23 protein-coding genes are annotated in these 24,767 nt (G+C 65.7%); 7 read left to right on the forward strand and 16 right to left on the reverse strand.

Annotation, left to right across the window (positions count from 1 at the left end; all coding sequences use genetic code 11):
• The first annotated feature begins 212 nt into the window (after window positions 1–212).
• Entirely contained in the window at window positions 213–812 is a 600-nt protein-coding gene (locus VSR71_RS03095; RefSeq protein ID WP_342912452.1) for a TRAP transporter small permease subunit, read from the forward strand.
• A gap of 12 nt (window positions 813–824) precedes the next feature.
• Entirely contained in the window at window positions 825–2,534 is a 1,710-nt protein-coding gene (locus VSR71_RS03100) for a TRAP transporter large permease subunit (protein ID WP_342912453.1), read from the forward strand.
• Window positions 2,535–2,590: 56 nt separating this feature from the next.
• On the opposite strand, the gene VSR71_RS03105 is transcribed toward VSR71_RS03100, so the two are convergent.
• A complete protein-coding gene (locus VSR71_RS03105; protein WP_342912454.1) occupies window positions 2,591–3,505 on the reverse strand; it encodes a LysR substrate-binding domain-containing protein in 915 nt (304 codons plus the stop codon).
• Between the two features lie 126 nt (window positions 3,506–3,631).
• On the opposite strand from VSR71_RS03105, the gene VSR71_RS03110 reads away from it, so the two are divergent.
• The 3 genes from VSR71_RS03110 (at window position 3,632) to VSR71_RS03120 (ending at window position 5,213) form a co-directional block, all read left to right on the forward strand.
• Window positions 3,632–4,327 carry a glutathione S-transferase family protein gene (locus VSR71_RS03110; RefSeq protein WP_342912455.1) on the forward strand — a complete coding sequence of 232 codons (696 nt, stop codon included), beginning with the start codon at window positions 3,632–3,634 and terminating at the stop codon, window positions 4,325–4,327.
• A gap of 246 nt (window positions 4,328–4,573) precedes the next feature.
• Window positions 4,574–4,810: a FitA-like ribbon-helix-helix domain-containing protein gene (locus VSR71_RS03115; protein WP_342912456.1), complete on the forward strand. Its 237-nt coding sequence runs from the start codon at window positions 4,574–4,576 to the stop codon at window positions 4,808–4,810.
• A complete protein-coding gene (locus VSR71_RS03120) occupies window positions 4,755–5,213 on the forward strand; it encodes a type II toxin-antitoxin system VapC family toxin (RefSeq protein ID WP_342912457.1) in 459 nt (152 codons plus the stop codon). Before VSR71_RS03115 ends, VSR71_RS03120 begins: the two co-directional genes overlap by 56 nt.
• 68 nt (window positions 5,214–5,281) lie before the next feature.
• Here the strand turns inward: VSR71_RS03120 and VSR71_RS03125 are convergent, their stop codons facing one another.
• The 14 genes from VSR71_RS03125 to apbC all read right to left on the reverse strand — a co-directional run bounded on the left by VSR71_RS03125 (window position 5,282) and on the right by apbC (window position 20,748).
• Window positions 5,282–7,552 (reverse strand): arginine/lysine/ornithine decarboxylase, encoded by a 2,271-nt coding sequence (locus tag VSR71_RS03125; protein ID WP_342912458.1) that lies wholly within the window; start codon window positions 7,550–7,552, stop codon window positions 5,282–5,284.
• 160 nt (window positions 7,553–7,712) lie between these two features.
• Window positions 7,713–8,279: a dCTP deaminase gene (gene dcd, locus VSR71_RS03130; RefSeq protein ID WP_029046089.1), complete on the reverse strand. Its 567-nt coding sequence runs from the start codon at window positions 8,277–8,279 to the stop codon at window positions 7,713–7,715.
• 121 nt (window positions 8,280–8,400) lie between these two features.
• The gene (locus tag VSR71_RS03135) at window positions 8,401–9,231 is read right to left on the reverse strand and encodes a formate dehydrogenase accessory sulfurtransferase FdhD (RefSeq protein ID WP_342912459.1); all 831 of its coding nucleotides are present in this window, start codon (window positions 9,229–9,231) and stop codon (window positions 8,401–8,403) included.
• Window positions 9,232–9,295: 64 nt separating this feature from the next.
• Complete coding sequence (locus tag VSR71_RS03140) at window positions 9,296–9,682, reverse strand: hypothetical protein (RefSeq protein ID WP_342912460.1); 387 nt, start codon at window positions 9,680–9,682, stop codon at window positions 9,296–9,298.
• A 37-nt stretch (window positions 9,683–9,719) separates the two neighbouring features.
• Entirely contained in the window at window positions 9,720–10,952 is a 1,233-nt protein-coding gene (locus VSR71_RS03145) for a formate dehydrogenase subunit gamma (protein WP_342912461.1), read from the reverse strand.
• 64 nt (window positions 10,953–11,016) lie between these two features.
• Window positions 11,017–11,253, reverse strand: coding sequence for a hypothetical protein (locus VSR71_RS03150; RefSeq protein ID WP_029046085.1), 237 nt, complete (start codon window positions 11,251–11,253; stop codon window positions 11,017–11,019).
• On the reverse strand, window positions 11,250–11,993 hold the full coding sequence (gene fdh3B, locus VSR71_RS03155; protein ID WP_342912462.1) for a formate dehydrogenase FDH3 subunit beta: 744 nt from the start codon (window positions 11,991–11,993) through the stop codon (window positions 11,250–11,252). Before fdh3B ends, VSR71_RS03150 begins: the two co-directional genes overlap by 4 nt.
• A gap of 26 nt (window positions 11,994–12,019) precedes the next feature.
• A complete protein-coding gene (locus VSR71_RS03160) occupies window positions 12,020–15,058 on the reverse strand; it encodes a molybdopterin-dependent oxidoreductase (protein WP_342912463.1) in 3,039 nt (1,012 codons plus the stop codon).
• A 69-nt stretch (window positions 15,059–15,127) separates the two neighbouring features.
• Window positions 15,128–15,343, reverse strand: coding sequence for a formate dehydrogenase (locus VSR71_RS03165; RefSeq protein WP_342912464.1), 216 nt, complete (start codon window positions 15,341–15,343; stop codon window positions 15,128–15,130).
• Between the two features lie 121 nt (window positions 15,344–15,464).
• On the reverse strand, window positions 15,465–16,097 hold the full coding sequence (locus VSR71_RS03170) for a TorD/DmsD family molecular chaperone (protein WP_342912465.1): 633 nt from the start codon (window positions 16,095–16,097) through the stop codon (window positions 15,465–15,467).
• Window positions 16,098–16,124: 27 nt separating this feature from the next.
• Window positions 16,125–18,302 carry a 4Fe-4S binding protein gene (locus tag VSR71_RS03175; protein ID WP_342912466.1) on the reverse strand — a complete coding sequence of 726 codons (2,178 nt, stop codon included), beginning with the start codon at window positions 18,300–18,302 and terminating at the stop codon, window positions 16,125–16,127.
• 98 nt (window positions 18,303–18,400) lie between these two features.
• Window positions 18,401–19,063, reverse strand: a complete 663-nt coding sequence (locus VSR71_RS03180; RefSeq protein ID WP_342912467.1) for a DUF3306 domain-containing protein — start codon at window positions 19,061–19,063, stop codon at window positions 18,401–18,403.
• Window positions 19,064–19,084: 21 nt separating this feature from the next.
• Window positions 19,085–19,633: a DUF3305 domain-containing protein gene (locus VSR71_RS03185; RefSeq protein WP_342912468.1), complete on the reverse strand. Its 549-nt coding sequence runs from the start codon at window positions 19,631–19,633 to the stop codon at window positions 19,085–19,087.
• A 26-nt stretch (window positions 19,634–19,659) separates the two neighbouring features.
• Window positions 19,660–20,748 (reverse strand): iron-sulfur cluster carrier protein ApbC, encoded by a 1,089-nt coding sequence (apbC, locus tag VSR71_RS03190; protein ID WP_342912469.1) that lies wholly within the window; start codon window positions 20,746–20,748, stop codon window positions 19,660–19,662.
• A 362-nt stretch (window positions 20,749–21,110) separates the two neighbouring features.
• Between apbC and VSR71_RS03195 the strand changes: the two genes are divergently transcribed.
• Window positions 21,111–21,749, forward strand: a complete 639-nt coding sequence (locus VSR71_RS03195) for an OmpA family protein (RefSeq protein WP_342912470.1) — start codon at window positions 21,111–21,113, stop codon at window positions 21,747–21,749.
• A gap of 300 nt (window positions 21,750–22,049) precedes the next feature.
• Window positions 22,050–24,110, forward strand: a complete 2,061-nt coding sequence (metG, locus tag VSR71_RS03200; RefSeq protein WP_342912471.1) for a methionine--tRNA ligase — start codon at window positions 22,050–22,052, stop codon at window positions 24,108–24,110.
• Window positions 24,111–24,176: 66 nt separating this feature from the next.
• Here the strand turns inward: metG and bamE are convergent, their stop codons facing one another.
• Window positions 24,177–24,725 carry an outer membrane protein assembly factor BamE domain-containing protein gene (gene bamE, locus VSR71_RS03205; RefSeq protein ID WP_116317957.1) on the reverse strand — a complete coding sequence of 183 codons (549 nt, stop codon included), beginning with the start codon at window positions 24,723–24,725 and terminating at the stop codon, window positions 24,177–24,179.
• Window positions 24,726–24,767: the final 42 nt, after the last annotated feature.

The following is a 24,767-nucleotide window of genomic DNA, read 5'->3' on the forward strand; positions in this document are numbered from 1 at the left end:
TCTGTTGTGAATTGCACGAAGGTGCAGCGGTGCCGGGCACGTGGTTGCGCATAAAAATACCGAATCTGACCAAAAATCCGCGCCATTGCCGCGAATTCAGTGCGGCAACGCCTGCAAATGTGACGCACTGGGGATTCACCCTAAAGATGCCACGGGGGCGAGGCCGTAGACTAACGCGCCACCCTGTATCCCCCACATCCTAGGACGATCACATGTCTTTCCTCATGAGAATCTCACGGCTTATCGATGCCGTGAACGATTTCATCGGGCAGTGGGCGAAATGGCTGATCCTGCTGGCCGTGCTGGTCTGCGCGGGCAACGCCATCATTCGCTACACCTTCAGCATCAGCTCCAACGCCTGGCTCGAACTGCAGTGGTATATGTTTGCCGCCGTATTCCTGCTGGGCGCGCCCTTTACCTTGCGGCGCGACGAGCATGTGCGCATCGACGTGATTGCCGGGCGCTTTTCCGAACGCACCCAGGTCTGGATCGATATCTTCGGCATCCTGTTCTTCCTGCTTCCGATCTCCGCGATCATCCTCTGGCTGGCGATCCCCTACTTCTGGCTGTCATATGCCGGTCATGAGATGTCCGGCAATGCCGGCGGGCTGATCCGCTGGCCCGCCAAGTTCCTGATCGTCGCGGGCTTCCTGATGATGATCCTGCAGGGCCTTTCCGAGCTGATCAAGCGCTTTGCGTACCTGAAGGGCGAACTGCCATTCTCGGCATTCCGCAAGCACGCCGTCGACCCCGCGCTGGAGATCGCCGCGATCGCGGAGGCCAACCAGCCCGGCCCGTCCGGAAAACAATAAGGGGCGCGCACGATGACGCAATTCCTGATCGCGAACATGGCCCCGATCATGTTCGCTTCGCTGGTCGTATTTCTGCTGTCGGGCTTCCCGATCGCGTTCGCGCTGGCCGCCAACGGCCTGCTGTTCGCCTTTATCGGCATCGAGCTGGGCATGCTGCCGCCCGAACTGCTGCAGGCCCTGCCCAGCCGGCTGTTCGGCATCATGGAGAACGACACGCTGCTGGCGATCCCGTTCTTCACCTTCATGGGCCTGATACTCGAGCGCTCCGGGATGGCCGAAGACCTGCTCGACACCATCGGCCAACTGTTCGGCCCGATCCGCGGCGGCCTGGCCTATGCGGTGATCTTCGTCGGCGCGCTGCTGGCGGCGACCACCGGCGTGGTGGCAGCCTCGGTGATTTCGATGGGCCTGATCTCACTGCCGCTGATGCTCAAGTACAAGTACGACAAGCGGCTGGCATCGGGCGTGATCGCCGCCTCGGGCACGCTGGCGCAGATCATCCCACCGTCGCTGGTGCTGATCGTGCTCGCCGACCAGCTGGGCCGCTCGGTGGGTGACATGTACAAGGGCGCCTTCGTCCCGGGCCTGGTGCTGACCGGCATGTACATGGGCTACGTCCTGCTGGTCACGCTGATCAAGCCGGCCGCGGCCCCCGCCCTGCCGCTCGAGGCGCGCACCTTCCGCGAAGCCAGCGGAAAGAGCGGTTCAACCTCGGTGCTCGTGCTGACCGCGCTCGCGATCGCGGTGGGCGTCGCAGTGGACAAGATGTACAAGCCGGAGGCGCCGCTGGACGAGCGCCTGGTGATCTCGGTGGGCGCAGCCATCCTGTTCGCCTTTGTGCTTGCTGTGCTCAACCGGCTGCTCAAGCTGAACCTGCTGTCGCAGATGGCGGAGAAGGTCACATTCGTACTGATCCCGCCGCTGGCGCTGATCTTCCTGGTGCTGGGCACGATCTTTGTCGGCGTGGCCACGCCCACCGAAGGCGGCGGCATGGGGGCACTGGGCGCGCTGGTGTTGGCGCTGATCAAGCGCCGCCTGGACCTGAAGCTGACCAAGCAGGCAATGGAAGCGACGCTGAAGCTGTCGGCCTTCGTGATCTTCATCCTGATCGGCGCTCGCGTGTTCTCGCTGACCTTCTACGGCGTGGACGGTCATATCTGGGTGGAGCACCTGCTGACCGCCCTGCCTGGCGGCCAGACCGGCTTCCTGGTCGCAGTAAACGTATTGTTCTTCCTGCTGGCGTTCTTCCTGGACTTCTTCGAGCTGGCCTTTATCCTGGTGCCGCTGGTGGGGCCGGTGGCGGACAAGCTGGGCATCGACCTGATCTGGTTCGGCGTACTGCTGGCGGTGAACATGCAAACCTCGTTCATGCACCCGCCGTTCGGCTTCTCGCTGTTCTACCTTCGCTCGGTGGCGCCGCGTGAAGTGAAGACTTCGGACATCTACTGGGGAGCAGTCCCGTTCGTGGTTATCCAGTTGGTAATGGTGGCGCTGATCATCGTCTTCCCAGGCCTGGTCAGCACGGGCGGGCACAAGGCGCAGGACCGCAGCATTACACGCGACCTGTCGATCGACATGGAGGGCAGCAGTGCCAAGCCGCAGACGCCCTCCTTGCAGGCACCGGCATCCGGGCCAGCCGAGAGCGGCACGCTTGAGTTGCCAGGCCAGCCGGCAGCCGAGAGCGAACCGGCCGGACCGCAATTCGAGTTCGAGAAGAAGTGATAAGCAACGGCTGATGAATCGAGCCCCGCAGCGATGCGGGGCTTTTTTTACGTGTTTCATTTCGCTGCCGCTGCCATTGCTGCTTTGGGCTGCAGGCATTGCACCAGGAACTCCACCGTGGCCCTCACGCCGGGCAACTGCCCACGGCGCGCCGGCATCAGCAGCGTCGTGGTCACGCTGCCCGCGGTCCAGCCAGGCAGCACGCGAACCAGCTGGCCGGCCGCCAGCGCCGCGCGGCACGTCTGCTCAGGCAGCGGTACGATCCCGAGCCCTCCCATGGCAGCGCCCAGCAGCACCATGGATTCGTTCACGGTCATGCGTGCCCGTGGCATAACCTCCCGGTGCGCACCGTCCGGGCCGTTGAGGCGCCATGTACCGGCGGAGGCGCCGGTCAGCAGGCCATCATGCTCAGCCAGTTGGTCAGGCAGGGCCGGCACGCCGCGTGCCGCCAGGTAGTCCGGCGACGCGACCAGCACGATGGCTTCGACCGCCAGCGGACGTTGCACCAGGCCGGAGTCGGGCAGCGGCGCGAAATGGCTGCGCACGGCGATGTCGAAGCCTTCCTGCACCAGGTCGACCATGCGGTCCGACACCTCCAGCTGCACGTGCAGGCGCGGGTAGGCGCTTGCCAGCGCCGGCAGATGCGCCGCCAGGAATAGCTGCGCGGTCGGCACCGAAGCCGTGATCCGCACCGTGCCGCTGGGCTCGGCCACGCGCCGCTGCACCGCCTCCTGCGCCGCCTCGGCCTCGATCAGTGCCGCGCGCGCGTGTTCAAAAAAATCGCGGCCGGCATCGGTCAGCGTGAAGCTGCGCGAACTGCGGTAGACCAGCCGCGCCTGCAGCGCCTGCTCCAGCTCGGCCACCCGCTTGCTGACGGTGGACTTGGGCACGCCGAGCGCCCGTCCCGCGGCGGCAAAACCGCCGTTGGCCACGGCGGCAACGAAGAAGCGCAGGTCGTTGAGATTCAGCATCGGCGTAAAGTCTACAAATATGGACGATATGTCGGATTTTTGCCCACTACTCAGCCAAAGTCCACATCACTACATTTCTACTGTGCCCGGCTGGCGGGCCAGAAACCTTATCCTGGAGAACAACACATGCATCCCACCCTCTTCTACGGCGTGCCTTCCGGCTGCTCGTTCGGTTCCATCGTTGCGCTCGAATGGCTGGGCGAGCCGTACCGGCTGTGCCGCATCGGCATGCCCGAAGAAGTCACCGGCGACGACTATCGCCGCATCAACCCAATCGGCGAGACGCCCACGCTGCTGGACGCGCAAGGCAATGCCATCAGCGAAAGCCTGGCCATCCTGAACCACATCGGTGCGCGCGGCATCGGGCGTGGCCTCGGCTTTGCCCAGGGTACGCGCGACTTCGACCGGCTCAACCAGATGCTGGCCTACCTCAACACCAGCTTCTTCAGTGCTTTTGGCCCGCTCTGGTATGCGCTCGAGCATGGCGCAAATGGCACCGACCTGGAGGCATTGACCCGCTATGGCGCGGCTGAAGTGCGCAACGTGCATGCCGAACTGGAAGCCATGCTGGGCGACAAGCCCTGGCTGCTGGGTGAGCAGCGCACGCTGGCGGATGCGTACTTCATCGGTATCGCCCGCTGGACCCGCTACCACAAGGTGCTGGATCGCAAGGACTATCCCGGCCTGCAGCGCCTGTTCGACAAGCTCGAAGCCGATCCGGCGGTGCGCTTCGCGCACGCGATCGAGCGCCAGGAGGCCGCGCACAGCAATGGCGGCTTCACGGGACACGTGACGCTGGCCGAAGCGATGGCGCAGGGCTGACGGAAACGCTCGGCGGCGGCGTAGCGCGGAAAATGCGAATCGCCTCATCGACCGGCATCCGGCCGCGGCGCACACTGGGCGCCTCTTCCCGCCAACTCACGGAGCCGCGCCATGCATGCCGTCACGCCACTGCCCTTTCCTCCCGCCGCGAGGCCGCGCCACAAGTTGCATGTATCCGGGCATACACCCGAGCGGCACGACGCTATCAATGCTAGCATCCGGGCATCCGATAGTGAGGAGCGCAAGATGGCAACCCTGCTCGTTCGTGGCATCGATGAATCCCTGGTCCAGCGCCTGCGCGAGCAGGCGGCCGCCAATGGCCGCAGCGCCGAGGCCGAGCACAGGGCCATCCTGGCGCTGGCACTGGGCGGCACGCGTCGACGCAGTTTTGCCGAAGTGCTGGCCAGCATGCCGGACGTCGGCGAGGATGCCGATTTTCAACGCGGTCAGGATTCTGGCGAGGCGCCGCGTGTATTTGATTGATACCAATGTCATCAGCGAGGCACGCAAGCGCGAACGCGCCAATCCCGGCGTGCGCGCGTTCTTCCGGCAGGCGGCGCGCGATGGTTCGACGCTCTACCTGTCCGCGCTGACCATAGGGGAGTTGCGGCGCGGCATTGCGCTGATCCGCCATCGCGGCGACACGGCGCAGGCCGAGGCGCTAGAGCAATGGCTGACGGCCGTGCTGCAGGATTTCAGCCGGCATGTGTTGCCGGTTGATGCCGATGTCGCCCAGATATGGGGACGGCTGCGCGTGCCGCGTCCGGAGCATGCGCTGGACAAGTTCATTGCCGCGACGGCGCTGATCCATGACCTGACGATAGTCACCCGGAATGTGGAGGATTTCAGCGGGACGGGGGTGGAGTTGCTGAATCCGTTCAGCTAGAAAGAAAAAAAGCCCCGCATGCGCGGGGCTCCTTCCAGTGCCGGCTGGTGCCGGATTCGCTGGCAGGCTCAGGCTACCTGCTTCACGCAGTCGACGAAATAAGCCTTCTTGCCGTCCACCTCGTCCTCCACCAGCCCGTGGATATCGGTCTCGAAGCCAGGGAACAGCTTGTTGAACTCTCGTGCGAACTTCAGGTACTGCACGATGGTGCGGTTGAAGCGCTCGCCCGGGATCAGCAGCGGGATGCCCGGCGGGTACGGCGTCAGCAAGATTGCGGTGACGCGGCCTTCGAGTTCGTCGACCGGCACGCGCTCGATCTCGCGGTGCGCCATCATGGCCCACGCATCCGACGGCTTCATCGCCGGCTCCATGTCCGACAGGTACATCTCGGTGGTCACGCGCGCCACATCGTTGGCCTTGTACACGCTGTGGATGGCATCGCACAGGTCACGCAGGCCCATGCGCTCGTACTGCGGATACTTGCCGACGAACTCCGGCAGCACGCGCCACAGCGGCTGGTTCTGATCGTAGTCGTCCTTGAACTGCTGCAGTTCGGTCACCAGCGAGTTCCAGCGGCCCTTGGTGATGCCGATGGTGAACATGATGAAGAACGAGTACAGGCCCGTCTTCTCGATGATGATGCCGTGCTCGGCCAGGTACTTGGTGACGATCGCCGCCGGGATGCCGCGCTCGCTGAACTCGCCATCCACGTCCAGGCCGGGGGTGATGATGGTGGCCTTGATCGGGTCGAGCAGGTTGAAGCCGTCGGCCAGGTCGCCGAAGCCGTGCCAGCGCTCGTTGGCCTTCAGCATCCACTCTTCGCGATCGCCGATGCCATCTTCGATCAGCGCCTCCGGACCCCAGACCTTGAACCACCAGTCGCCGTTATGGCCGGCGTCGTACTCGCCCTCCACCTTGCGCATGGCGCGGCGGAAGTCCATGGCCTCCTGGATGCTCTCTTCCACCAGCGCGGTGCCGCCTGGGGCTTCCATCATTGCCGCGGCCACGTCGCACGAGGCGATGATCGAGTACTGCGGGCTGGTCGAGGTGTGCATCAGGTACGCCTCGTTGAACCGGTAGCGGTCCAGCTTGCGCGTCTCGGAGTCCTGCACCAGGATCTGCGAGGCCTGCGACAGGCCGGCCAGCAGCTTGTGCGTGGACTGCGTGGCGAACACCAGCGCGTCCTTGCTGCGCGGGCGGTCCTTACCGATCGCGTGCATGTTGTGATAGAAGTCGTGGAACGCCGCGTGCGGCAGCCACGCCTCATCGAAATGCAGCGTGTCGATCTCGGCCGCCAGCATTTCCTTGATCTGCTCGGCGTTGTACAGCACGCCGTCGTAGGTGCCCTGCGTGATCGTCAGGATGCGCGGCTTCTGGTTCTTGGCCTTGCTGGCGAACGGGTGGTTGGCGATCTTGCGGCGGATGGTCTCGGGATCGAACTCGCTCTTCGGGATCGGGCCGATGATGCCGTAGTGGTTGCGCGTGGGCATCAGGAAGACTGGGATCGCGCCCGTCATCATGATCGCGTGCAGGATCGACTTGTGGCAGTTGCGGTCCACCACCACGATATCGCCCGGCGCCACGTTGGCGTGCCACACCATCTTGTTCGACGTCGAGGTACCGTTGGTGACGAAGAACATGTGGTCCGAGTTGAAGATGCGCGCGGCATTGCGCTCCGACGCGGCCACCGGACCGGTGTGGTCGAGCAGTTGGCCGAGTTCGTCCACGGCATTGCAGACATCGGCGCGCAGCATGTTTTCGCCGAAGAACTGGTGGAACACCTGGCCCACCGGGCTTTTCAGGAACGCCACGCCGCCAGAGTGGCCGGGGCAGTGCCACGAATACGAGCTGTCCTGCGCGTAGTCGATCAGCGCCTTGAAGAACGGCGGCGCCAGCGTGTCCAGGTAGACCTTCGCCTCGCGGATGATATGGCGCGCCACGAACTCCGGCGTGTCCTCGAACATATGGATGAAGCCGTGCAGCTCGCGCAGGATATCGTTGGGGATATGGCGCGAGGTGCGGGTCTCGCCGTACAGGAAGATCGGCAGGTCCGAATTGCGGCGGCGCACTTCGGCAACGAACGCGCGCAGCTTCTCGATCGCGGCGGCTTCGGGCTGGTCGTCGTCGCGCACGAATTCATCGTCGTCGATCGACACGATAAAGGTCGACGCGCGGCTGGACTGCTGCGCAAACGACGTCAGGTCACCGTAGCTGGTCAGCCCCATGACCTCCATGCCCTCTTTCTCGATCGCCTCGGCCAGCGCGCGGATGCCCGAGCCGGAGATGTTCTCGGAGCGGAAGTCTTCGTCAATGATGATGACGGGGAAGCGGAATTTCATCGGACATCCTTGATGGAAAGCAGGACATAAAGGACTTGAGCCACATGGCCGGCAGGGGTTCCCCTGCGACGGCGACATGTGGCTCTCACGTCAGGTCTGGTCGCCCCCGCGCGGTCATCGCGGAGCGGCCGTTCCGGCAAACGCCGGCATTGTAATGCGATCAGGTCTTCGGCAGTGTGACACCGTGCTGGCCCTGGTACTTGCCGCCCCGGTCAGCGTACGAGGTCTCGCAGACTTCGTCGCTTTCGAAGAACAGCACCTGGGCGCAGCCTTCGCCGGCGTAGATCTTGGCGGGCAGCGGCGTGGTGTTGGAGAACTCCAGCGTCACATACCCTTCCCATTCCGGCTCGAATGGGGTTACGTTGACGATGATGCCGCAGCGCGCATAGGTGCTCTTGCCGAGACAGATAGTCAAGACGCTGCGCGGGATGCGGAAATACTCCATCGTCCGCGCCAGCGCAAAGGAATTCGGCGGAATGATGCAGACATCACCCTTGAAGTCCACGAAGGATTTTTCGTCAAAATTCTTCGGGTCGACGATGGTGCTGTTGATATTGGTGAAGATCTTGAATTCGTCGGCACAGCGGATGTCGTAGCCGTAGCTCGAAGTGCCGTACGACACGATCTTGCGCCCGTCGGCCTCCCGGACCTGGCCTGGCTCGAACGGCTCGATCATGCCGTGCTGCTCCGCCATGCGGCGGATCCATTTGTCGGATTTGATGCTCATAGAGGTTGGGAGGTGGACACACTGGCTCGGAGTGCGCCGCATTGTACAACCATTCCGCCCGCATTCCGTTGAGACAGCGCCGCATCCGCCGCCAGGCAATGAAGTGGCACTTGAGCCACAATCAAGCCACCGCGTCTTCGGGAATCCGATGACGGAACCGCTCGCGGCCCGTATAGAGCAGGAAATGCTTGCCGGTGCAGCGCGCAAACAGGGTCAGGTTGACCCGTCTGGCCATCTGGTACCCCATCTGCGTCACGCCCGAGCGCGACAGCAGGAACGGGATGCCCATCTGCGCGCCCTTGATGACCATTTCCGAAGTCAGGCGGCCGGTGGTGTAGAAAATCTTGTCGTCCCCGGTCATGCCTTCCAGCCACATGCGGCCGGCAATGGCGTCCACCGCGTTGTGGCGGCCGACGTCCTCGACAAACATCAGCATCTCGGTCCCCTTGAACAGCGCACAGCCGTGGACCGAGCCGGCCTGCTTGTAGACCGACTGCTGCAGCCGGATGGTGTCGATAATGCCGTAAAGGGTGTCCTGGTCGAGCATGGCATCCACCGGCAGGCGGATATTGTCGACCTCGTCCAGCAGCGAGCCGAACACCGTGCCCTGGCCGCACCCGGTGGTCACCACGCGGCGAGCGGTGCGTTCTTCGATGCGATCGACGCCGGTGCGGGTAGTGACGGCGGCGGATTCTGTTTCCCAGTCGACCTGTACCGCGGCGATGTCCTCGACCGATTCGACCAGGCGCTGGTTGCGCAGGTAGCCCAGCACCAGGTGCTCGGGCGCGCCGCCCAGCGTCATCAGCGTGACAAGTTCGCGCTTGTCCAGATAGACCGTCAGCGGGCGCTCGCCCGGCAGGTAAGCCGCGCGCACGCGGCCCTGCTCGTCGACGACTTCGACCTCTTCGATCAGCGGAACGGCTGCCTGGGTAAGCTCGGGACGCAGGGTCATGACAGGAAGGCTCAGGGCTGCTGGAAGGTGCCCCGTGCCGTCCAGGCGAGCATCGGGGCTGCGGTTACGGTGCCTTTGCGGAGGATTGTACCGCGCCGGGCGCAACCGGTCTGGCATCGGCACCGGTGCTCGCGACCGCGGGCGCCGGCGCTGCCGGGGGCGCCGCCGCCACAGGTGCAACGAATGGTCCCGGATCGGCGCACGGCGCGGTCTGCACCGCCGCGCGCGCGTCCTTGCCCTGTGCCTGGCGCTCGGCGTAGTAGCGTGTCGCGATCTTGTCCTGCGCACGGCACAGCTGGAAGGCGGCGACCTTGTCCGCCCAGGCGGCGCGGGCCTTGGTCTCGACAGCCTTGGCCTGCTGGACTTCGCTGGGCGGCGGCAGCTTGGCCAGCGCGCCGGCGCTCACGGTGGCGCCGGCGGCCAGGGCGATCAGCGTCAGGGTGCGTGTCATGGTCGATGCTTCCCGAAGTGTTGGGTGTCCTGCCTGATCAGGCTTCGCCGGGAGTATGCCGCGCGGCCCGGCCCGCCGCCGCATCCGGACTGGCCGGACCGGGCGAACGCTGCGCGGGAATCTTGCCGGACTGGATGTCGTCGTACCAGAGCTCGTGATGCTCCTTTGCCCACGCTTCGTCGACCCAGCCGTCGCGCATGGCGCGGTACGCGCCTTCCATGCCAACCGTGCCCATGTAGATATGGCCGCACGCCATGGCGATCATCAGCACGGCGGAAATGCCGTGGATCACGTTGGCGATCTGCATGGTCGCGCGGTAGTAGTCCATGCCCGGCACGATCATGTCGAGCACCCAGCCCGAGGCCGATAGCACGATGCCGAAGATAAACACCCCGACCCAGAACCACATCTTCTCGCCGGCGTTGAAGCGCCCGCTCGGCACGTGCTTGCCCGAAGTGAGCCCGCCGAGGCGCGTGACCCAGCGCACGTCGTCGCGGCTGGGCAGGTTGTCGCGCACGAACACCACGAAGGCGACGATCACCGACAGCGTAAAGATCGGCCCGACCACGTTGTGGAGGTTTTTCAGGATGTAGCTGAGCCAGCCGAACAGCATGTGTCCCATCAGCGGTAGCAGGAAATGCTTGCCGAGCAGCATGACGATGCCCGACACCGCCAGCACGACGAACGAGATCGCCATGGTCCAGTGGACGATGCGCTCCAGCGGCGTGAAGCGTTCGATCATGCGGCCGGTGCGCGGCTCGCGCAGCGGGATGGTGCCGCGCCACACGTAGAAGGCGAGGATGGCCAGCGGCACCACCAGCAGCAGCCAGCCGCCCCAGACGGTGATCACGCCATTGCGGAACAGGCGCCATTGCTGGCCGGTACGCTGGATCAGCACGCCCGCTTCCTTGTCGGGAAGGCTGCTGTAGTGGCGCTGGTCGGAGTTGATCTCGCGCCAGACCGGCGCGTTGTTGCCGGGCTGCGTGACGGTGCGTTGCTGCTGCGACTGGGCCTCGGCGGCGATGTCGCGGCGCGGCACGTTGAAGATGTTTTCCGAAGCAATGCCGGCCAGCGGTTGCGCCGGATGTGTGGCCGGATTGTTGGCGCCGGCGTTGTCCGACGCCGTGGCCGGGCCGGTCGACGGCCCCGGTGCGGGAGCCTGCGCCGCGGCGCTGCCGGCCACGGCCATCAGTGCCAGCGCGCCGGCCGCCAGCCAGCGGCGCCATCCGGTGCCCTGCCCGCTGCGGCATGCATTGTGCGACGGCGTCATACGCCCTCCTTCGGGTCATCGGGAGCAGGCACGCGGATGGCGCCGCCTCCCCACTGCGGCGCATTCATTGCACGCGGTTGTACTCGTTCTGGTACTGGTTGCGCTGGCGGATCTGGTTATGCCAGCTGGTCTTGTCGCCCGCGGTCCAGCCCTTGGCGACGAAGGGGTCGTCGGGCGCGCCCTGGTAGGCCTGGGCGTCGGCCTTGCGGTGCGACTGGTTGATGGTCTGCGGCTTTTCGCCGCACGCGGCCAGCAGCGCGCCGCACAGTGTCAGCAGGAGGATGGCGCTGGTGCGGTTCATGATGACTGGCCTCCCGGAGCGCCGGTTGCGGCAGGGGTAGTCGGTGCAGCCGGCGCGGCAGCCGGGGCTGGCGCGGCTGGTGCGGTGCGAGCCCCGGGCGCGTCCGGCCCGGCGGGGCCAGCCGGCGCTGCCGGCGCCCCTGGCGCGGCCTTGGGCACGCCATACGCCGTGCCCCAGCCGAACACGTCGCCGCCGGTACCGCGCTTGATCACGCGGTTGCGCAGGATGTCGGCGATCACATCGCCGTCGCCGCCCAGCAGCGCCTTGGTCGAGCACATCTCCGCGCACAACGGCAGCTTGCCTTCGGCCAGCCGGTTGCGCCCGTACTTCTCGAACTCGGCCTCGCTGCCGTTTTTCTCCGGGCCGCCGGCGCAGAACGTGCACTTGTCCATCTTGCCGCGCACGCCGAAGGTGCCGGTCGACGGGAACTGCGGCGCGCCGAACGGGCAGGCATACGAGCAGTAGCCGCAGCCGATGCAGACGTCCTTGTCGTGCAGCACCACGCCGTCGTCGGTGCGGTAGAAGCAGTCGACCGGGCACACCGCCATGCACGGTGCATCGGAGCAATGCATGCAGGCCACCGAGATCGATTTCTCCGCGCCGACCACGCCATCGTTGACGGTGACCACGCGGCGCCGGTTCACACCCCAGGGCACCTCGTGCTCGTTCTTGCAGGCCGTGACGCAGCTGTTGCACTCGATGCAGCGCTCGGCGTCACAGATGAATTTCATGCGTGCCATGATGTTCCTCTGCTCTGTCCTGTGGCTTATGCAAACCGCTCGATCTGGCAAACGGTGGTCTTGGTCTCCTGCATCATCGTCACCGAGTCATAGCCATACGTGGTGGCGGTGTTGACGGCCTCGCCCCGCACTACCGGCATCGCCCCTTCTGGGTAGTAGTCCTTCAGGTCCTTGCCCTGCCACCAGCCCGAGAAGTGGAACGGGATAAATGCGGTATCCGGCCCGACCCGCTCGGTCACCAGCGCGCGCACTTTCAGCGCGGCGCCGGTCGGCGTCCTGACCCAGCAGAAGTCGCCGTTGCGGATGCCGCGATCAGAGGCCGCGCGCGGGTTGATCTCGACGAAGTTCTCCTGCTGCAGCTCGGCCAGCCACGGGTTGGAGCGGGTTTCCTCGCCGCCGCCCTCGTACTCGACCAGCCGCCCGGAGGTCAGGATGATCGGGAACTTCTCGTAGACCTTGTTTTCGATATTGCGCTGCTGCACCGACTTGTACAGCGTCGGCAGCCTCCAGAACGCCATCTTGTCGTCGTGGGTCGGGTACTTGGCCACCATGTCAGGCCGCGTGGAGTACAGCGGCTCGCGGTGCTGCGGGATCGGGTCGGGGAAGTTCCACACCACCGCGCGCGCCTTGGCGTTGCCGAACGGGTGGCAGCCATGGTTCTTCAGCACCACGCGCTGGATGCCGCCGGAAAGGTCGGTCTTCCAGTTCTTGCCTTCGGCCTTGGCCTTCTCGGCGTCGGTCAGGTCATCCCACCAGCCCAGCTTCTTCAGCAGCACGTGGTCGAACTCCGGATAGCCGGTGGTGATCTCCGCGCCCAGGGAGTACGAACCGTCCTCGGCCAGCAGGTTGACGCCGTCGCGCTCCACGCCGAAGTTGGCGCGGAAGTTGCCCCCGCCGTCCATCACGTGCTTGCTGGTGTCGTAGAGGTTGGGCGAGCCCGGGTGCTTGAGTTCCGGCGTGCCATAGCACGGCCACGGCAGGCCGAAGTAATCACCGGTCAGGTCGTAGCCCGTGACCGGGTCCTTGCCTGCCTTGCAGCGCAGCGTCTTGACGTCGAACATCTGCATATTGCGCATATGCGACTTCAACCGCTCCGGTGACTGGCCGGTGTAGCCGATGGTCCAGTTGCTGGCGTTGATCTCGCGCAGGATCGACTCGGGCTCCGGCTCCATCCAGGTGCGGCCGGCGCGCTTGACCTCGATCAGCTTCATGTTCTTCGACAGCTCCTTGCCAAAGCCAAGCTTGTCGGCGAACGCCTGCATGATGGTTTGGTCGGGCATCGACTCGAACAGCGGTTCAATGACCTTCTCGCGCCATTGCAGCGAGCGGTTGGAGGCCGTGCACGAACCCGAGGTCTCGAACTGCGTGGCCGCTGGCAGCAGGTACACGGCACGGTTCGGGTTGACCTTGTCGCCCTCGGCAGGCGGCATATTGGCCATGGCCGCGGTCGCCGACGGATATGGGTCGACCACCACCAGCAGGTCGAGCTTGTCCAGCGCCTTCTTCATCTCCAGCCCGCGCGTCTGCGAGTTGGGCGCATGGCCCCAGAAGAACACGCCGCGCACGTTGTTGTCCTGGTCGATCAGCTCGTTCTTCTCGGTGACGATATCGATCCAGCGCGACACCGTGGTGCCGGATTTCTCCATCATCGTCTGCGAGGCAAACTGCTTCTTGATCCATTCGTAGTCGACGCCCCACACCGCCGCGTAGTGCTTCCACGCGCCGGTAGCCAGGCCGTAGTAGCCCGGCAGCGAGTCGGGGTTGGGGCCGACGTCGGTGGCGCCCTGCACGTTGTCATGGCCGCGGAAGATATTGGCGCCGCCGCCCGACACACCGATATTGCCCAGCGCCAGTTGCACCAGGCACGACGCGCGCACGATCGCATTGCCGATGGTGTGCTGGGTCTGGCCCATGCACCACACCAGCGTGCTGGGGCGGTTCTTGGCCATGGTCTCGGCGACAAGGTAGACCTGCGCCTCGGGCACGCCGGTCACTTCCTCGACCTTGTCGGGAGTCCACTTGGCCAGCACCTCTTCCTTGACCTTGTCCATACCGTAGACGCGGTCGTGCAGGTACTTCTGGTCTTCCCAGCCGTTCTTGAAGATGTGGTACAGCATACCGAACAGGAACGCAATGTCGGTGCCCGAGCGGATGCGCACATAGTGATGCGCCTTGGCCGCGGTGCGCGTGTAGCGCGGATCGACCACGATCACCTTGCAGCCGTTCTCCTTGGCGTGCAGCAGGTGCAGCATCGATACCGGGTGCGCTTCGGCAGCGTTCGAACCGATATACAGCGCAGCCTTCGAGTTCTGCATATCGTTGTACGAGTTCGTCATCGCACCGTAGCCCCAGGTATTGGCCACGCCCGCCACAGTGGTCGAATGGCAGATGCGCGCCTGGTGGTCGGTGTTGTTGGTGCCGAAGAATGACACCCACTTGCGCAGCAGGTAGGACTGCTCGTTGCTGTGCTTGGACGAACCGACGAAGAACAGCGAGTCCGGGCCGGTCTGCTGGCGGATCTCCTTCATCTTGGCGGTGATCTCGTCGAGCGCCTGGTTCCAGCCGATGCGCTGGTACTTGCCGTTGACCAGCTTCATCGGGTACTTCAGCCGGTATTCGCCATGGCCGTGCTCGCGCAGCGCAGCGCCCTTGGCGCAGTGCGCGCCCAAGTTGATGGGCGAGTCGAACACCGGTTCCTGGCGGATCCACACGCCGTTCTGCACCACCGCGTCGACTGCGCAGCCGACCGAGCAGTGGCCGCATACGGTACGGCGCACGACGATGCCGTTCTTGCCGTCGGCAGCGCCCTTCTTGTCGTCGGCGGCATCGGCCTTGCGCAGCAGCGTCAATTGCGAAGCCGCCAGGCCGGCACCGACGCCGATGCCCGAGCGCTTGAGAAAACTGCGGCGGTCCATGGTCGGCATGGCGCCGGCCAGGCTTGCGGCGAGCCGCTGTGAGAGGCGTCCGGTTCCGGCTTGCGCAGCGGCAGGGTCATGCCGGTTGGCGAGGCCGTCAGCGAGGCGGGCGGATGCGCCCTGCGCCGCGCGTTTGCGGGTCAAGATCATGTCTCACCTCAGATGCGGACGAGAGCCGTCCGGTTGCAGGCGGCGCGGCGAACCACGCCGCCCTGGCATTTACACCAGTGTGGTCCGGTAGTACTTGCGAATGTGTTCCGTGACCCGGTAGCCCTTGCTGTCCGACGGGGTGTCGGCGGGTTCCGGCAGAGCCGCGGCCTGGTCCGGTAGTGCCGGCCCACGCGCTGTCAGCGCTGCCGCGCCAGTTGCGGCAGCCACAACTCCAGCGCCCGCGAGAAACGAGCGGCGCGCGACCCGGGTTGGCTTCTCTCTCATGTGGGGGCTCCTCGGCTGTCAAAGCCCGATGGTTTTCGCCGTTATGCGTTGTTATGCATATTCTAGGAGCATCTCGCACGAAAGACCATGATATGCAAGGGTTTTTCCTGACCTGCGGTCCTCAGTTCATCTCCAGCGCCAGCGCCTCGACATTGGCAAAAGCGGCCAGCAACCCGGCGACACCGCGATAGAAACGCGCCTGCGGGTGCGCGATCACTGCATCGCACAATTTCTCGACCCAGGGCTGCAAGTGCTGCGCATAGAAGCGCTGCTGCTCGCCGAGGTTGGACACCGACAAATCATCGCCTGCCACCAGGAAGCGCATCACCTCGCACACCGTGGCGATGTGGTCTTCGGTCTCGCTGACGCCGTCATGGCGCTCCAGGCCATAGCGAGCCAGGTCTTCGCGCAGCGCCACCAGCGGGCGCTCGTTGAGAAAACCGGTCAGGTAAAACGAGCCATACAGGAACACATCCTGCCGGCCCACGCCGACGAATAGTTGCCGGTATTCCTCTTCAGCCTCTGCCGCGGTGGTCTCGGCTGCTGCGTCGCACAACGCATTCCACGCCTTGCCCAGTACCGTATCGGCGTCTTCGCCGACGGCGCGGTTGGCCGCGATGTGGTGCAGCAGCGCGGCATCGGGGGCACGATAGAACAGCGTGGCCAGCAGGCCGTACAGGTCGGCGCGGGCGGTGTCCTCGGCATCGTCGGCGGGCAGTGCGGCGGTGAGCTGGATCGGCTGGAAATCTGTCATGTCGTGATGAATTGTGTCGCTGGCGGCTCAGCGCAGCGTGGCACCGCTTGCCGTGCCGGTATCGTGCTCCATCATGTCGATCACGCGGCAATCCGGGCACATCTTCAGCCGTTCGGCGGCGGCGCCGGCAAACGCCGGATGGCCGGCCAGCCGGACCAGCATGGATTCCACCATCTGCGCCGTGCCGAACGGCTTGGCGCAGCGCACGCAATGGAACGGCTGGGTCTCGTTGAGCGTGACCGGGCGGCGCGCGGCCTCACCGGCCAGCAGGCGCGGCACCAGCGTAATCGCATCTTCCGGGCAGGTTTTCTCGCACAGGCCGCACTGCACGCAGTTGCGTTCGATCAGGCTGAGCACGGGCCGCTCGGGGTTGTCGCGCAGGGCTTGCGCCGGGCAGGCGCCGACGCACGCCATGCACAAGGTGCACTTGCCGGTATCGACGGTAATCGCGCCAATCGGCGCGGCCGCCGGCAGCGGCACGATGTCGGCGGGCACCGGCGCGTGGCGCACCAGATGCTCAAGCACGAAGTCCAGCATCTCGCGCTTGGCCGCAACGGCGCCGAACGGCGCCGGCGGCAGCGCATTGCGGCCCGGACGCAACGCGGACAGGCCCGCATCCAGCTTCGGCGCATCGGCTGCCTCGAGCAGCGACAGAACTTCGGCGTCATAGCCCAGTCCCGCCAGCAATGCGCGCCCGACTTCCATCTGCTCGCGCAGTGCGGCGCGGTATTGCGGCGCCTCATCGCCGGTTAGCAGCACCGCCACGCGGCTGGCGCCCCAGCATAGCGCGGCCAGCCACAGCTCCAGCCCGGCCGCGGCCGGGTGGAACAGCGACAGCGGCATCACATTGGCAGGCACGCCGTCGGCACGACCTGCGCGCGCGGCGCGGCCCAGCGCCAGCAAGGCGGGCGTGCCATATTCCTCGCCGCGCAGCAACACGACCGGGTCGCGTGCGCCGGCCTTCCGGTAAGCGGCGAGCAGCGTACGCAGACGCGCTCCGGTCGTTTCCGGACCGGGGTAGCCATAGCTGATCGCGCCGCTCGGGCACACCGTGGTGCAGGCCCCGCAGCCCATGCACAGGTTGGGTGTGACTTCGATGCGGCCCTTGCCGTCATGCCAGCGCGACTGGATCGCCCGGGTCGAACAAATGTCGATACAAGCCGTGCAGCCGGTGGTCTGGTTGCGGCCATGCGCGCACAGGCTGTCCTTGTAGCGAAAGAACTTCGGCTTCTCGAACTCGCCTACCAGGCCCGCCAGCGTCAGCGCCAGCGCTTGCTGCCGCGCCGGGTCGGCGCCTGCGTGCAGGTAGCCTTGCGGCGGCTGGTGCATGGTGAAGGCCGGTTGGTCGCACAGGTCGAAGACCAGGTCGAAACGGCCTTGTATGGTGCCCTGCGGCCGGTCGAAATCGATGGCCGCGGCCGCGCCGCAGGCGCGCACGCAGTCGCGGTGCGAGCGGCAGCGCGACAGGTCGATCTGATAGCTGAAATCGATCGCATTTTCGGGGCAGGCGTCGATGCAGGCATTGCAGCGGGTGCACAGGTCCAGGTCGATCGGATTGCTGCGTCCCGCGCCGGTTTCCCAGCTGGCCTCGAACGCGCCAAGCCAGCCGGCAAGCGCGGACAGCCGTCCACTATGGACCGGATAGGTACGCCCGAATGGCTGCGCGGCAGCGCCCTCGCCCGGCGCGCTGCCCGTCAGCAGTACCGTGACCTCGAACTGCATGGACGCAAGCCGTTCGGCCCAGGGCAGCGCGCGCTGCGCGGGGCCCAGCACCAGCACCGAACCGTCGGAGCGGTAGTCCACCACGGGCACGGGCTCAGGCTCGGGCAGCGCGGCCACCGCCAGCAGCGCGGCGATCTTGGCATTGGCGGTACGCGGATCGCGCCGCGCACCCTGCGACCATCCACCGGTCTCGCGGATATTGACGAAGCGGACCGGCGCGGTCACCACCGGCCGGCCATCCTGGCCTTGCGCGGTCTGCGCGGCGACCTCGGTAAACAGCGCGCGCTCCTGCGTGCAGGCCACGATGACATCGTCGGTGCCGTCCAGCGCAGCCGTGAAGGCGCCAATTTCGCGCCGGCACAGCAGATGGTGGACCTTGAGCGGGCCTTGTTGCGGACCTTGTTGCTGGCCCTGGCTGGCTTCCGACAGCGCCGCCCCGTCAAGCGGCATGGTGTCGTTGCAATTGCAGATCAGCGTCGGCATGGCGAATGCGGCTGACCGGTCCGGACGTCCTTCTTGCGAGGATCTGCGGCCCGGCGGATTGTGGGATGCCTATTGTAGGCTTGCGCTGCCCGGTCGGGCTACGCGCACTTATCCAGATCTTGCGGGTCTTGCCGGCCCTGTTTTGCGCTTTGACTGGCCACCGGCGGCGGCGTTTCGGAGGATGCGGGTATGTCCGTAGGACCGGCCGGGTCGCTGGCCAGGGCAGGCGTCGCTGGCGGTACATCGTCCGCTTGATCGTCCAATTTAGCGTCCGCTTGAGCAACCGGTCGTGCATCCCCTGTTGCGTCCGCCTGTGCGGTGGCGGCCTCCGCCCGGGCCGCCGCGCGCTCCTCGTCGGTCGGCTCGAACAGCCCCAGCGATTCAGCCTGGCGCAGCTGGCGCAGGATTTCGGGCGGGATCGGGTTGGGCTTGCTGTAGTCGTCGATGTAGGTATCGAGGCCGTCCATCACATTGAAGTGCGGATCGGCAAACAGCGTCTTGAGCGCGGCGCGCTTGACCGATTCATCGACGCCGCGCGCCACGAAGCGGGCAATGTTGTCGCCGGGGCGCAGCGCCGCCACGTCGGCCAGGGTCGGCGGCGGAACTTCCGGCTCGGCCTCCGGCACCCCGGTCGCAGCCTTCGGTGGCACGGGCAACGGTGGCACCTCTGCAGGCTGCAGCGGCTCCGCCGGCACGGCCACGCCCTCCCGCACCGCGGCCTTGCGGCGCGACCAGCGTGACAGGAAGGACGAATCGCTCATCGGCGTATGCGAAACAGCAGGTCAGTAGCGCGCGCGGTCCTGCGGCGCCTTGAAGGATTCGGGCCGTCGCCGCTGCTTGGGCTCGGGCCGGTAATGCTCGCTGACGTAGGCCTGCAGCCAGTCGCGCTGCTCCGGCGCCAGCGGCACGTTCTCGACGATCTCGCCGGCGTCGAGCCAGCGGCCGGCCTCGTTGTACGACAGCGTGACCGTCATCGGCACCGGATGGGCGTCTTCACCGGTGCCGCCGCCGTCCTCGTCGTCGGGCATGCGCCACAGCACGAACCAGCATGGCGTGGTCGAGGTCAGGTTGAGGTAATAGCCCTCGCCCTGGTCGCGGAACAGTTCGACCTCGAAGCCGGGATACAGCCAGCGCGCGCCATGCTCATCGCGTTCCAGGCAGACCGCGTGCGTGCCGAACTCGCCCAGGTCCGGCAGCACCGCGTCGAGCTGCCACTTCCATGGCTGCCAGCGGCTGGCCAGCGCGACCTTGCGCATCACCACCGCCATGGTGACGGCGGGACGGGCGCCGGGTGGCGGCGACTTCGGCACGGGCGTGGTTTCGGCTTCCATGGCTGCTGGCGCGGCAAGCCGCGCGCTCAGGTGTTCTGCACGACGATGCTCGGGAACTTGCTGGTCATGTCGCGCGCCTTGTCGGCGACCTTGATCGCCACCTTGCGCGCGATGCCGCGGTACAGCTCGGCCACCGGGCTGTCAGGCTCGGCCACCACGGTGGGGCGTCCCGAATCGGCCTGCTCGCGGATCTGCAGGTTCAGCGGCAGGCTGCCCAGCAGGTCCACGCCATAGTCGGCGCACATCTTCTCGCCGCCTCCCTGGCCGAAGATATGCTCGACGTGGCCGCAGTTCGGGCAGCAATACACCGCCATGTTCTCGACGATGCCGAGGATGGGGATGCCCACCTTCTCGAACATCTTCAGGCCCTTCTTGGCGTCGAGCAGCGCGATGTCCTGCGGCGTGGTGACGATCACCGCGCCGGTGACCGGCACCTTCTGCGACAACGTCAGCTGGATATCGCCGGTGCCCGGCGGCATGTCGACGATCAGGTAGTCGAGGTCGTGCCAGTTGGTCTGGCGCAGCAATTGCTCCAGCGCCGAGGTGACCATCGGACCGCGCCACACCATCGGGTTGTCCTGCTCGATCAGGAAGCCGATCGAGTTGGCCTGCACGCCGTGGCCCTCCAGCGGCTCCATGGTCTGGCCGTCGGCGGATTCGGGGCGGCCGTCGATGCCAAGCATCATCGGCAGGCTGGGGCCGTAGATATCGGCATCGAGCATGCCCACGCGCGCACCCTCGGCGGCCAGCGCCAGCGCCAGGTTGACTGCGGTGGTCGACTTGCCCACCCCGCCCTTGCCCGAGGCGACGGCAATCACGTTCTTCACGCCCGGCAGCAGCTTGACGCCCCGCTGCACCGCGTGCGCGACGATCTTCATGGTCACGGCCACGCTGACATTGGTGACGCCCGGCACTTGCCGCACCGCGGCAACCACCAGCTTGCGAATCGGGTCCAGCTGGCTCCTGGCCGGATAGCCGAGTTCGACTTCCAGCGAAACCTCGCCGCCGTCGACCCGGATGTTCCGGGCCGAGCGCGTGGACACCAGGTCCTTGCCCGTGTTGGGGTCGATGACGGTGCGCAGGGCTTCGGTGACCTGCTCAGTGCTGACGCTCAAGACAAACTCCGCTTGGTTTTTCTGAATGTGGGGGATGGCCCGTACGGCCGGCGCCACCGGCTGGACTGGCACCTAATGTATCAAAGTATGAAGCACCGGCCATGGGCAGCCGGAGAAGCGCGGGCAAACCCCTGTGCCAAGTGTGGAATTACAGACATTTACAAATCTCACAACCTTGCACTTGTGCGCGCGCCGCCATATCCATATTGTAGTGCGGTTGGGCGGACAGGCACCCGGCATTGGCCACCGCGCCGGCCGCACCGCCGCCAACGCGTACAAAGGGTTATCTGCGGTATCGCCTTGGGGTTACCATCCCGCATGCGGTACCAGGAACATTTACGGGAACATCAGAAGGAGAAAGCATGAAGATCAAGCTCGTCACTGTCTCGCTCGCCGCCGCCACCCTGCTGGCTGCGGGTTGCGCCACCGAACAGCAGACCCATACGGCGGTTGGTACCGGCGTAGGCGCCGCAGTCGGCGCCGGGCTTGGCAACCTGATCGGCGGCAATACCACCGGCACGCTGGTCGGCGCGGCCGTGGGCGGTGCCGTCGGCGGTGCGACCGGCTACAACTGGAATGCCATCCGCGGCAAGCTGAACAAGGATACTGCCGGCACCGGCACCCAGATCACCGAGCAGCCGGACGGCTCGCTGAAGGTGAACATCCCCAGCCAGGTGACCTTTGATACCGATAGCGCCAGCATCAAGCCGTCGTTCCGCTCCGTGCTCGACCAGGTCGCCCAGACGCTGGGCCAGCACCAGGATGTCAGCGCCAGCGTCGTGGGCCATACCGACAGCACCGGCAATCCCAACTACAACATGCAGCTGTCGCAGCGCCGGGCCCAGAGCGTGGCGAGCTACCTGGGTGACCGCGGCGTCTCCCGGAACCGCCTGACGGCCGAGGGCCGGGGCCAGGGCCAGCCCGTTGCAGACAACGCCACCGAGGCCGGCCGGCAACAAAATCGCCGCGTCGAAATTTTTTTGAAACCAATTCAGGGATGACCTAGTCATAGAAACAGGTACCGCTTGCCACCGTTGCTGGCTCGCGATGGGTGGCTGACCTCCCGGGCGGTACCTGATTTCTCCTCCTTTTCCGTTGTGGAAAGCTGCGCCGGCTCTGACCGGCGCTTTTTTTTGGCCGCTTGCGGCGAATCCAACCGCGCCGTTTCGGAGAATTCCGCCATGCGGAACCGGCGCATCCGCGGCACTACGTTGCTAAAATAGCCCCCTCCCCGGCACGCGCCTGCCCCCGCGCAGCGCCGTCGCCACTGATATTCCCTGCTCCTGACCGGCTCTTTGTCTATGACCGCACGTCGCATCCTCGTCACATCCGCCCTGCCTTATGCCAATGGCCAGATCCATATCGGCCACCTGGTGGAATACATCCAGACTGATATCTGGGTGCGGTTCCAGCGCATGATGGGCAACGAGGTCTACTACGTCGGCGCCGATGACACGCATGGCACCCCGGTGATGCTGCGCGCCGAGAAGGAAGGCATCACTCCGAAGGAGCTGATCGACCGCGTCTGGACCGAGCACAAGCGCGATTTCGACAGCTTCCTGGTGTCGTTCGACAACTACTACAGCACCGACGCGGAAGAAAACCGCGAGCTGTGCGAGAAGATCTACCTGGCCCTCAAGGCCGAGGACCTGATCGCCGAGCGCGATGTCGAGCAGTTCTTCGACCCGGTCAAGAACATGTTCCTGCCGGACCGCTTCATCAAGGGCGAATGCCCGAAGTGCGGCGCGAAGGACCAGTACGGCGACTCGTGTGAGGTCTGCGGCACGACTTACGTGCCGACCGACCTGAAGAACCCGTACTCGGTGGTGTCGGGCGCCACGCCGGTGCGCAAGTCGTCGACGCACTTCTTCTTCAAGCTGTCCGACCCGCGCTGCGAGACCTTCCTGCGCGAGTGGGTGGCCGACCTGGCGCAGCCCGAGGCCGCCAACAAGATGCAGGAATGGCTGGGCGGCGAGGGCGAGGCCTCGACCCTGTCCGACTGGGACATCTCGCGCGACGCGCCCTATTTCGGCTTCGAGATCCCTGGCGCGCCCGGCAAATATTTCTATGTGTGGCTGGACGCCCCGATCGGCTACTACGCCAGCTTCAGGAACCTGGCGCAGCAGCGCGGCATCGACTTCGACGCCTGGGTCGGCCCGCACTCGACCGCCGAGCAGTACCACTTCATCGGCAAGGACATCCTGTACTTCCACACGCTGTTCTGGCCGGCGATGCTGCGCTTCTCGGGCTACCGCACCCCGACCAACGTGTTCGCGCACGGCTTCCTGACGGTGGACGGCGCCAAGATGAGCAAGTCGCGCGGCACCTTCATCACCGCGCAGAGCTACATCGACACCGGCATGAACCCGGAATGGCTGCGCTACTACTTCGCCGCCAAGCTCAACGCGAGCATGGAAGACCTGGACCTGAACCTGGACGACTTCATCGCCCGGGTCAACAGCGACCTGATCGGCAAGTACGTCAATATCGCCAGCCGCGCGGCGGGCTTTTTGGTCAAGCGCTTCGAAGGCAAGGTCGACGAGGCCGCGCTGGCGCACCCGCTGCTGGAGCAGCTGCGCCAGGCCGCGCCGCAGATCGCGCAGCTGTATGAAGCGCGCGAGTACAGCAAGGCGCAGCGCCAGGTGATGGAGCTCACCGATACGGTCAACGCCTTTGTCGACACCGAGAAGCCGTGGGAACTGGCCAAGGATGAAAGCAAGCGCGCCGCCCTGCACGCCGCCTGCTCGGTGTCGCTGGAAGCCTTCCGCCTGCTGACGGTGTACCTGAAGCCGGTGGTGCCGAATGTGGCCGCCGGCGTCGAGCGCTTCCTGAACGTCGAGCCGCTCGACTGGCGCGCGATCGACAAGCAATTGTCCGCAGCCAACCCGGTGCAGGCCTACCAGCACCTGATGACGCGCGTCGATGCCAAGCAGGTCGACGCACTGCTGGCGGCCAACCGCGAATCGCTGCAGGCCGCTGCGGCGCCCGCCGCTGCGGCCCCATCGATCGAGCCGGTGGCCGAGACCATCACCATCGACGATTTCGCCAAGGTGGACCTGCGCGTGGCCAGGATTGTGGAATGCCAGAAGGTCGATGGCTCGAACAAGCTGCTGCAGCTGACGCTGGACCTGGGCGAAGGCAAGACCCGCAATGTGTTCTCGGGCATCCAGTCGGCCTACACGCCGGAGCAGCTGGTCGGCAAGCTGACCGTGGTGGTGGCCAACCTGGCACCGCGCAAGATGAAGTTCGGCATGTCCGAGGGCATGGTGCTGGCGGCATCGGCCGCTGACGAGAAGGCCGCGCCGGGCCTGTACATCCTGGAGCCGCACAGCGGCGCCGTGCCGGGCATGCGCATCCGCTGAACCGGATCGCCAGGGACAAACGGCGGCGCCTTCGGGCGGCCGCCGTTTTTTTTGCCCGAGACAGCCTCAACCGCCCTGCATCTTCGACGGATCGTCGCTGCGCGAAGTCGTCGTCACCGTGCCGTCGCTGTTGAAATGCACGTTGAAGAAGGCCTTGTCGGTCGAGGTCTCCATCCAGCGGTAGCCCCACACCTCTTCCTTCTTCAGCGCGAAGGCCTCGACCTTGGTCGGCTTGCCCAGCAGGCGCCGGATATCGTCCTTGCTCATGCCGGCGCGCACGCGCGCGAAGTTCTCCGGCGTCAAGACCTGCTCGATGCGCGCGACCTTGCCGTCTGCGCCGATGGTGACCATCCACGTGGTGGTGCCCTCGGGCCCGCGCGGGTATTCCAGCCGGCGGCCGCCGTCGGCCTCTTCCCAGACGATCTCGGGCTTGCCGGCCTGGCGCCGCAGCTCTTCCTCGGTGGACTGGCCGGGCACGATGCCCTTGAACAGCTCGCTGTCGGGCTTGATCGCGTTCCAGGTATTGCGCGCGGTCTCGCCCGCCTTCTTCATCGCTTCATCGACCTTGCGCTGGTCGCAGCCGAACAGCGCAAGCACAGAGGCAATCAGTCCCATGGCGGCAAGGCGTCGCGGCGACGCGTAGTTGGCAAAGAGGGG

The organism is Cupriavidus oxalaticus (genome assembly GCF_038900635.1).
Classification (GTDB): Bacteria; Pseudomonadota; Gammaproteobacteria; order Burkholderiales; family Burkholderiaceae; genus Cupriavidus; species Cupriavidus oxalaticus_B.

What these genes read in the sequence shown, in the direction of transcription:
- VSR71_RS03095 (WP_342912452.1), top strand. Translation starts at nt 213, where the DNA reads ATGTCTTTCCTCATGAGAATCTCACGGCTTATCGATGCCGTGAACGAT.
- VSR71_RS03100 (WP_342912453.1), top strand. Translation starts at nt 825, where the DNA reads ATGACGCAATTCCTGATCGCGAACATGGCCCCGATCATGTTCGCTTCG.
- VSR71_RS03105 (WP_342912454.1), bottom strand. Translation starts at nt 3,505, where the DNA reads ATGCTGAATCTCAACGACCTGCGCTTCTTCGTTGCCGCCGTGGCCAAC.
- VSR71_RS03110 (WP_342912455.1), top strand. Translation starts at nt 3,632, where the DNA reads ATGCATCCCACCCTCTTCTACGGCGTGCCTTCCGGCTGCTCGTTCGGT.
- VSR71_RS03115 (WP_342912456.1), top strand. Translation starts at nt 4,574, where the DNA reads ATGGCAACCCTGCTCGTTCGTGGCATCGATGAATCCCTGGTCCAGCGC.
- VSR71_RS03120 (WP_342912457.1), top strand. Translation starts at nt 4,755, where the DNA reads ATGCCGATTTTCAACGCGGTCAGGATTCTGGCGAGGCGCCGCGTGTAT.
- VSR71_RS03125 (WP_342912458.1), bottom strand. Translation starts at nt 7,552, where the DNA reads ATGAAATTCCGCTTCCCCGTCATCATCATTGACGAAGACTTCCGCTCC.
- dcd (WP_029046089.1), bottom strand. Translation starts at nt 8,279, where the DNA reads ATGAGCATCAAATCCGACAAATGGATCCGCCGCATGGCGGAGCAGCAC.
- VSR71_RS03135 (WP_342912459.1), bottom strand. Translation starts at nt 9,231, where the DNA reads ATGACCCTGCGTCCCGAGCTTACCCAGGCAGCCGTTCCGCTGATCGAA.
- VSR71_RS03140 (WP_342912460.1), bottom strand. Translation starts at nt 9,682, where the DNA reads ATGACACGCACCCTGACGCTGATCGCCCTGGCCGCCGGCGCCACCGTG.
- VSR71_RS03145 (WP_342912461.1), bottom strand. Translation starts at nt 10,952, where the DNA reads ATGACGCCGTCGCACAATGCATGCCGCAGCGGGCAGGGCACCGGATGG.
- VSR71_RS03150 (WP_029046085.1), bottom strand. Translation starts at nt 11,253, where the DNA reads ATGAACCGCACCAGCGCCATCCTCCTGCTGACACTGTGCGGCGCGCTG.
- fdh3B (WP_342912462.1), bottom strand. Translation starts at nt 11,993, where the DNA reads ATGGCACGCATGAAATTCATCTGTGACGCCGAGCGCTGCATCGAGTGC.
- VSR71_RS03160 (WP_342912463.1), bottom strand. Translation starts at nt 15,058, where the DNA reads ATGATCTTGACCCGCAAACGCGCGGCGCAGGGCGCATCCGCCCGCCTC.
- VSR71_RS03165 (WP_342912464.1), bottom strand. Translation starts at nt 15,343, where the DNA reads ATGAGAGAGAAGCCAACCCGGGTCGCGCGCCGCTCGTTTCTCGCGGGC.
- VSR71_RS03170 (WP_342912465.1), bottom strand. Translation starts at nt 16,097, where the DNA reads ATGACAGATTTCCAGCCGATCCAGCTCACCGCCGCACTGCCCGCCGAC.
- VSR71_RS03175 (WP_342912466.1), bottom strand. Translation starts at nt 18,302, where the DNA reads ATGCCGACGCTGATCTGCAATTGCAACGACACCATGCCGCTTGACGGG.
- VSR71_RS03180 (WP_342912467.1), bottom strand. Translation starts at nt 19,063, where the DNA reads ATGAGCGATTCGTCCTTCCTGTCACGCTGGTCGCGCCGCAAGGCCGCG.
- VSR71_RS03185 (WP_342912468.1), bottom strand. Translation starts at nt 19,633, where the DNA reads ATGGAAGCCGAAACCACGCCCGTGCCGAAGTCGCCGCCACCCGGCGCC.
- VSR71_RS03195 (WP_342912470.1), top strand. Translation starts at nt 21,111, where the DNA reads ATGAAGATCAAGCTCGTCACTGTCTCGCTCGCCGCCGCCACCCTGCTG.
- metG (WP_342912471.1), top strand. Translation starts at nt 22,050, where the DNA reads ATGACCGCACGTCGCATCCTCGTCACATCCGCCCTGCCTTATGCCAAT.
- bamE (WP_116317957.1), bottom strand. Translation starts at nt 24,725, where the DNA reads ATGGGACTGATTGCCTCTGTGCTTGCGCTGTTCGGCTGCGACCAGCGC.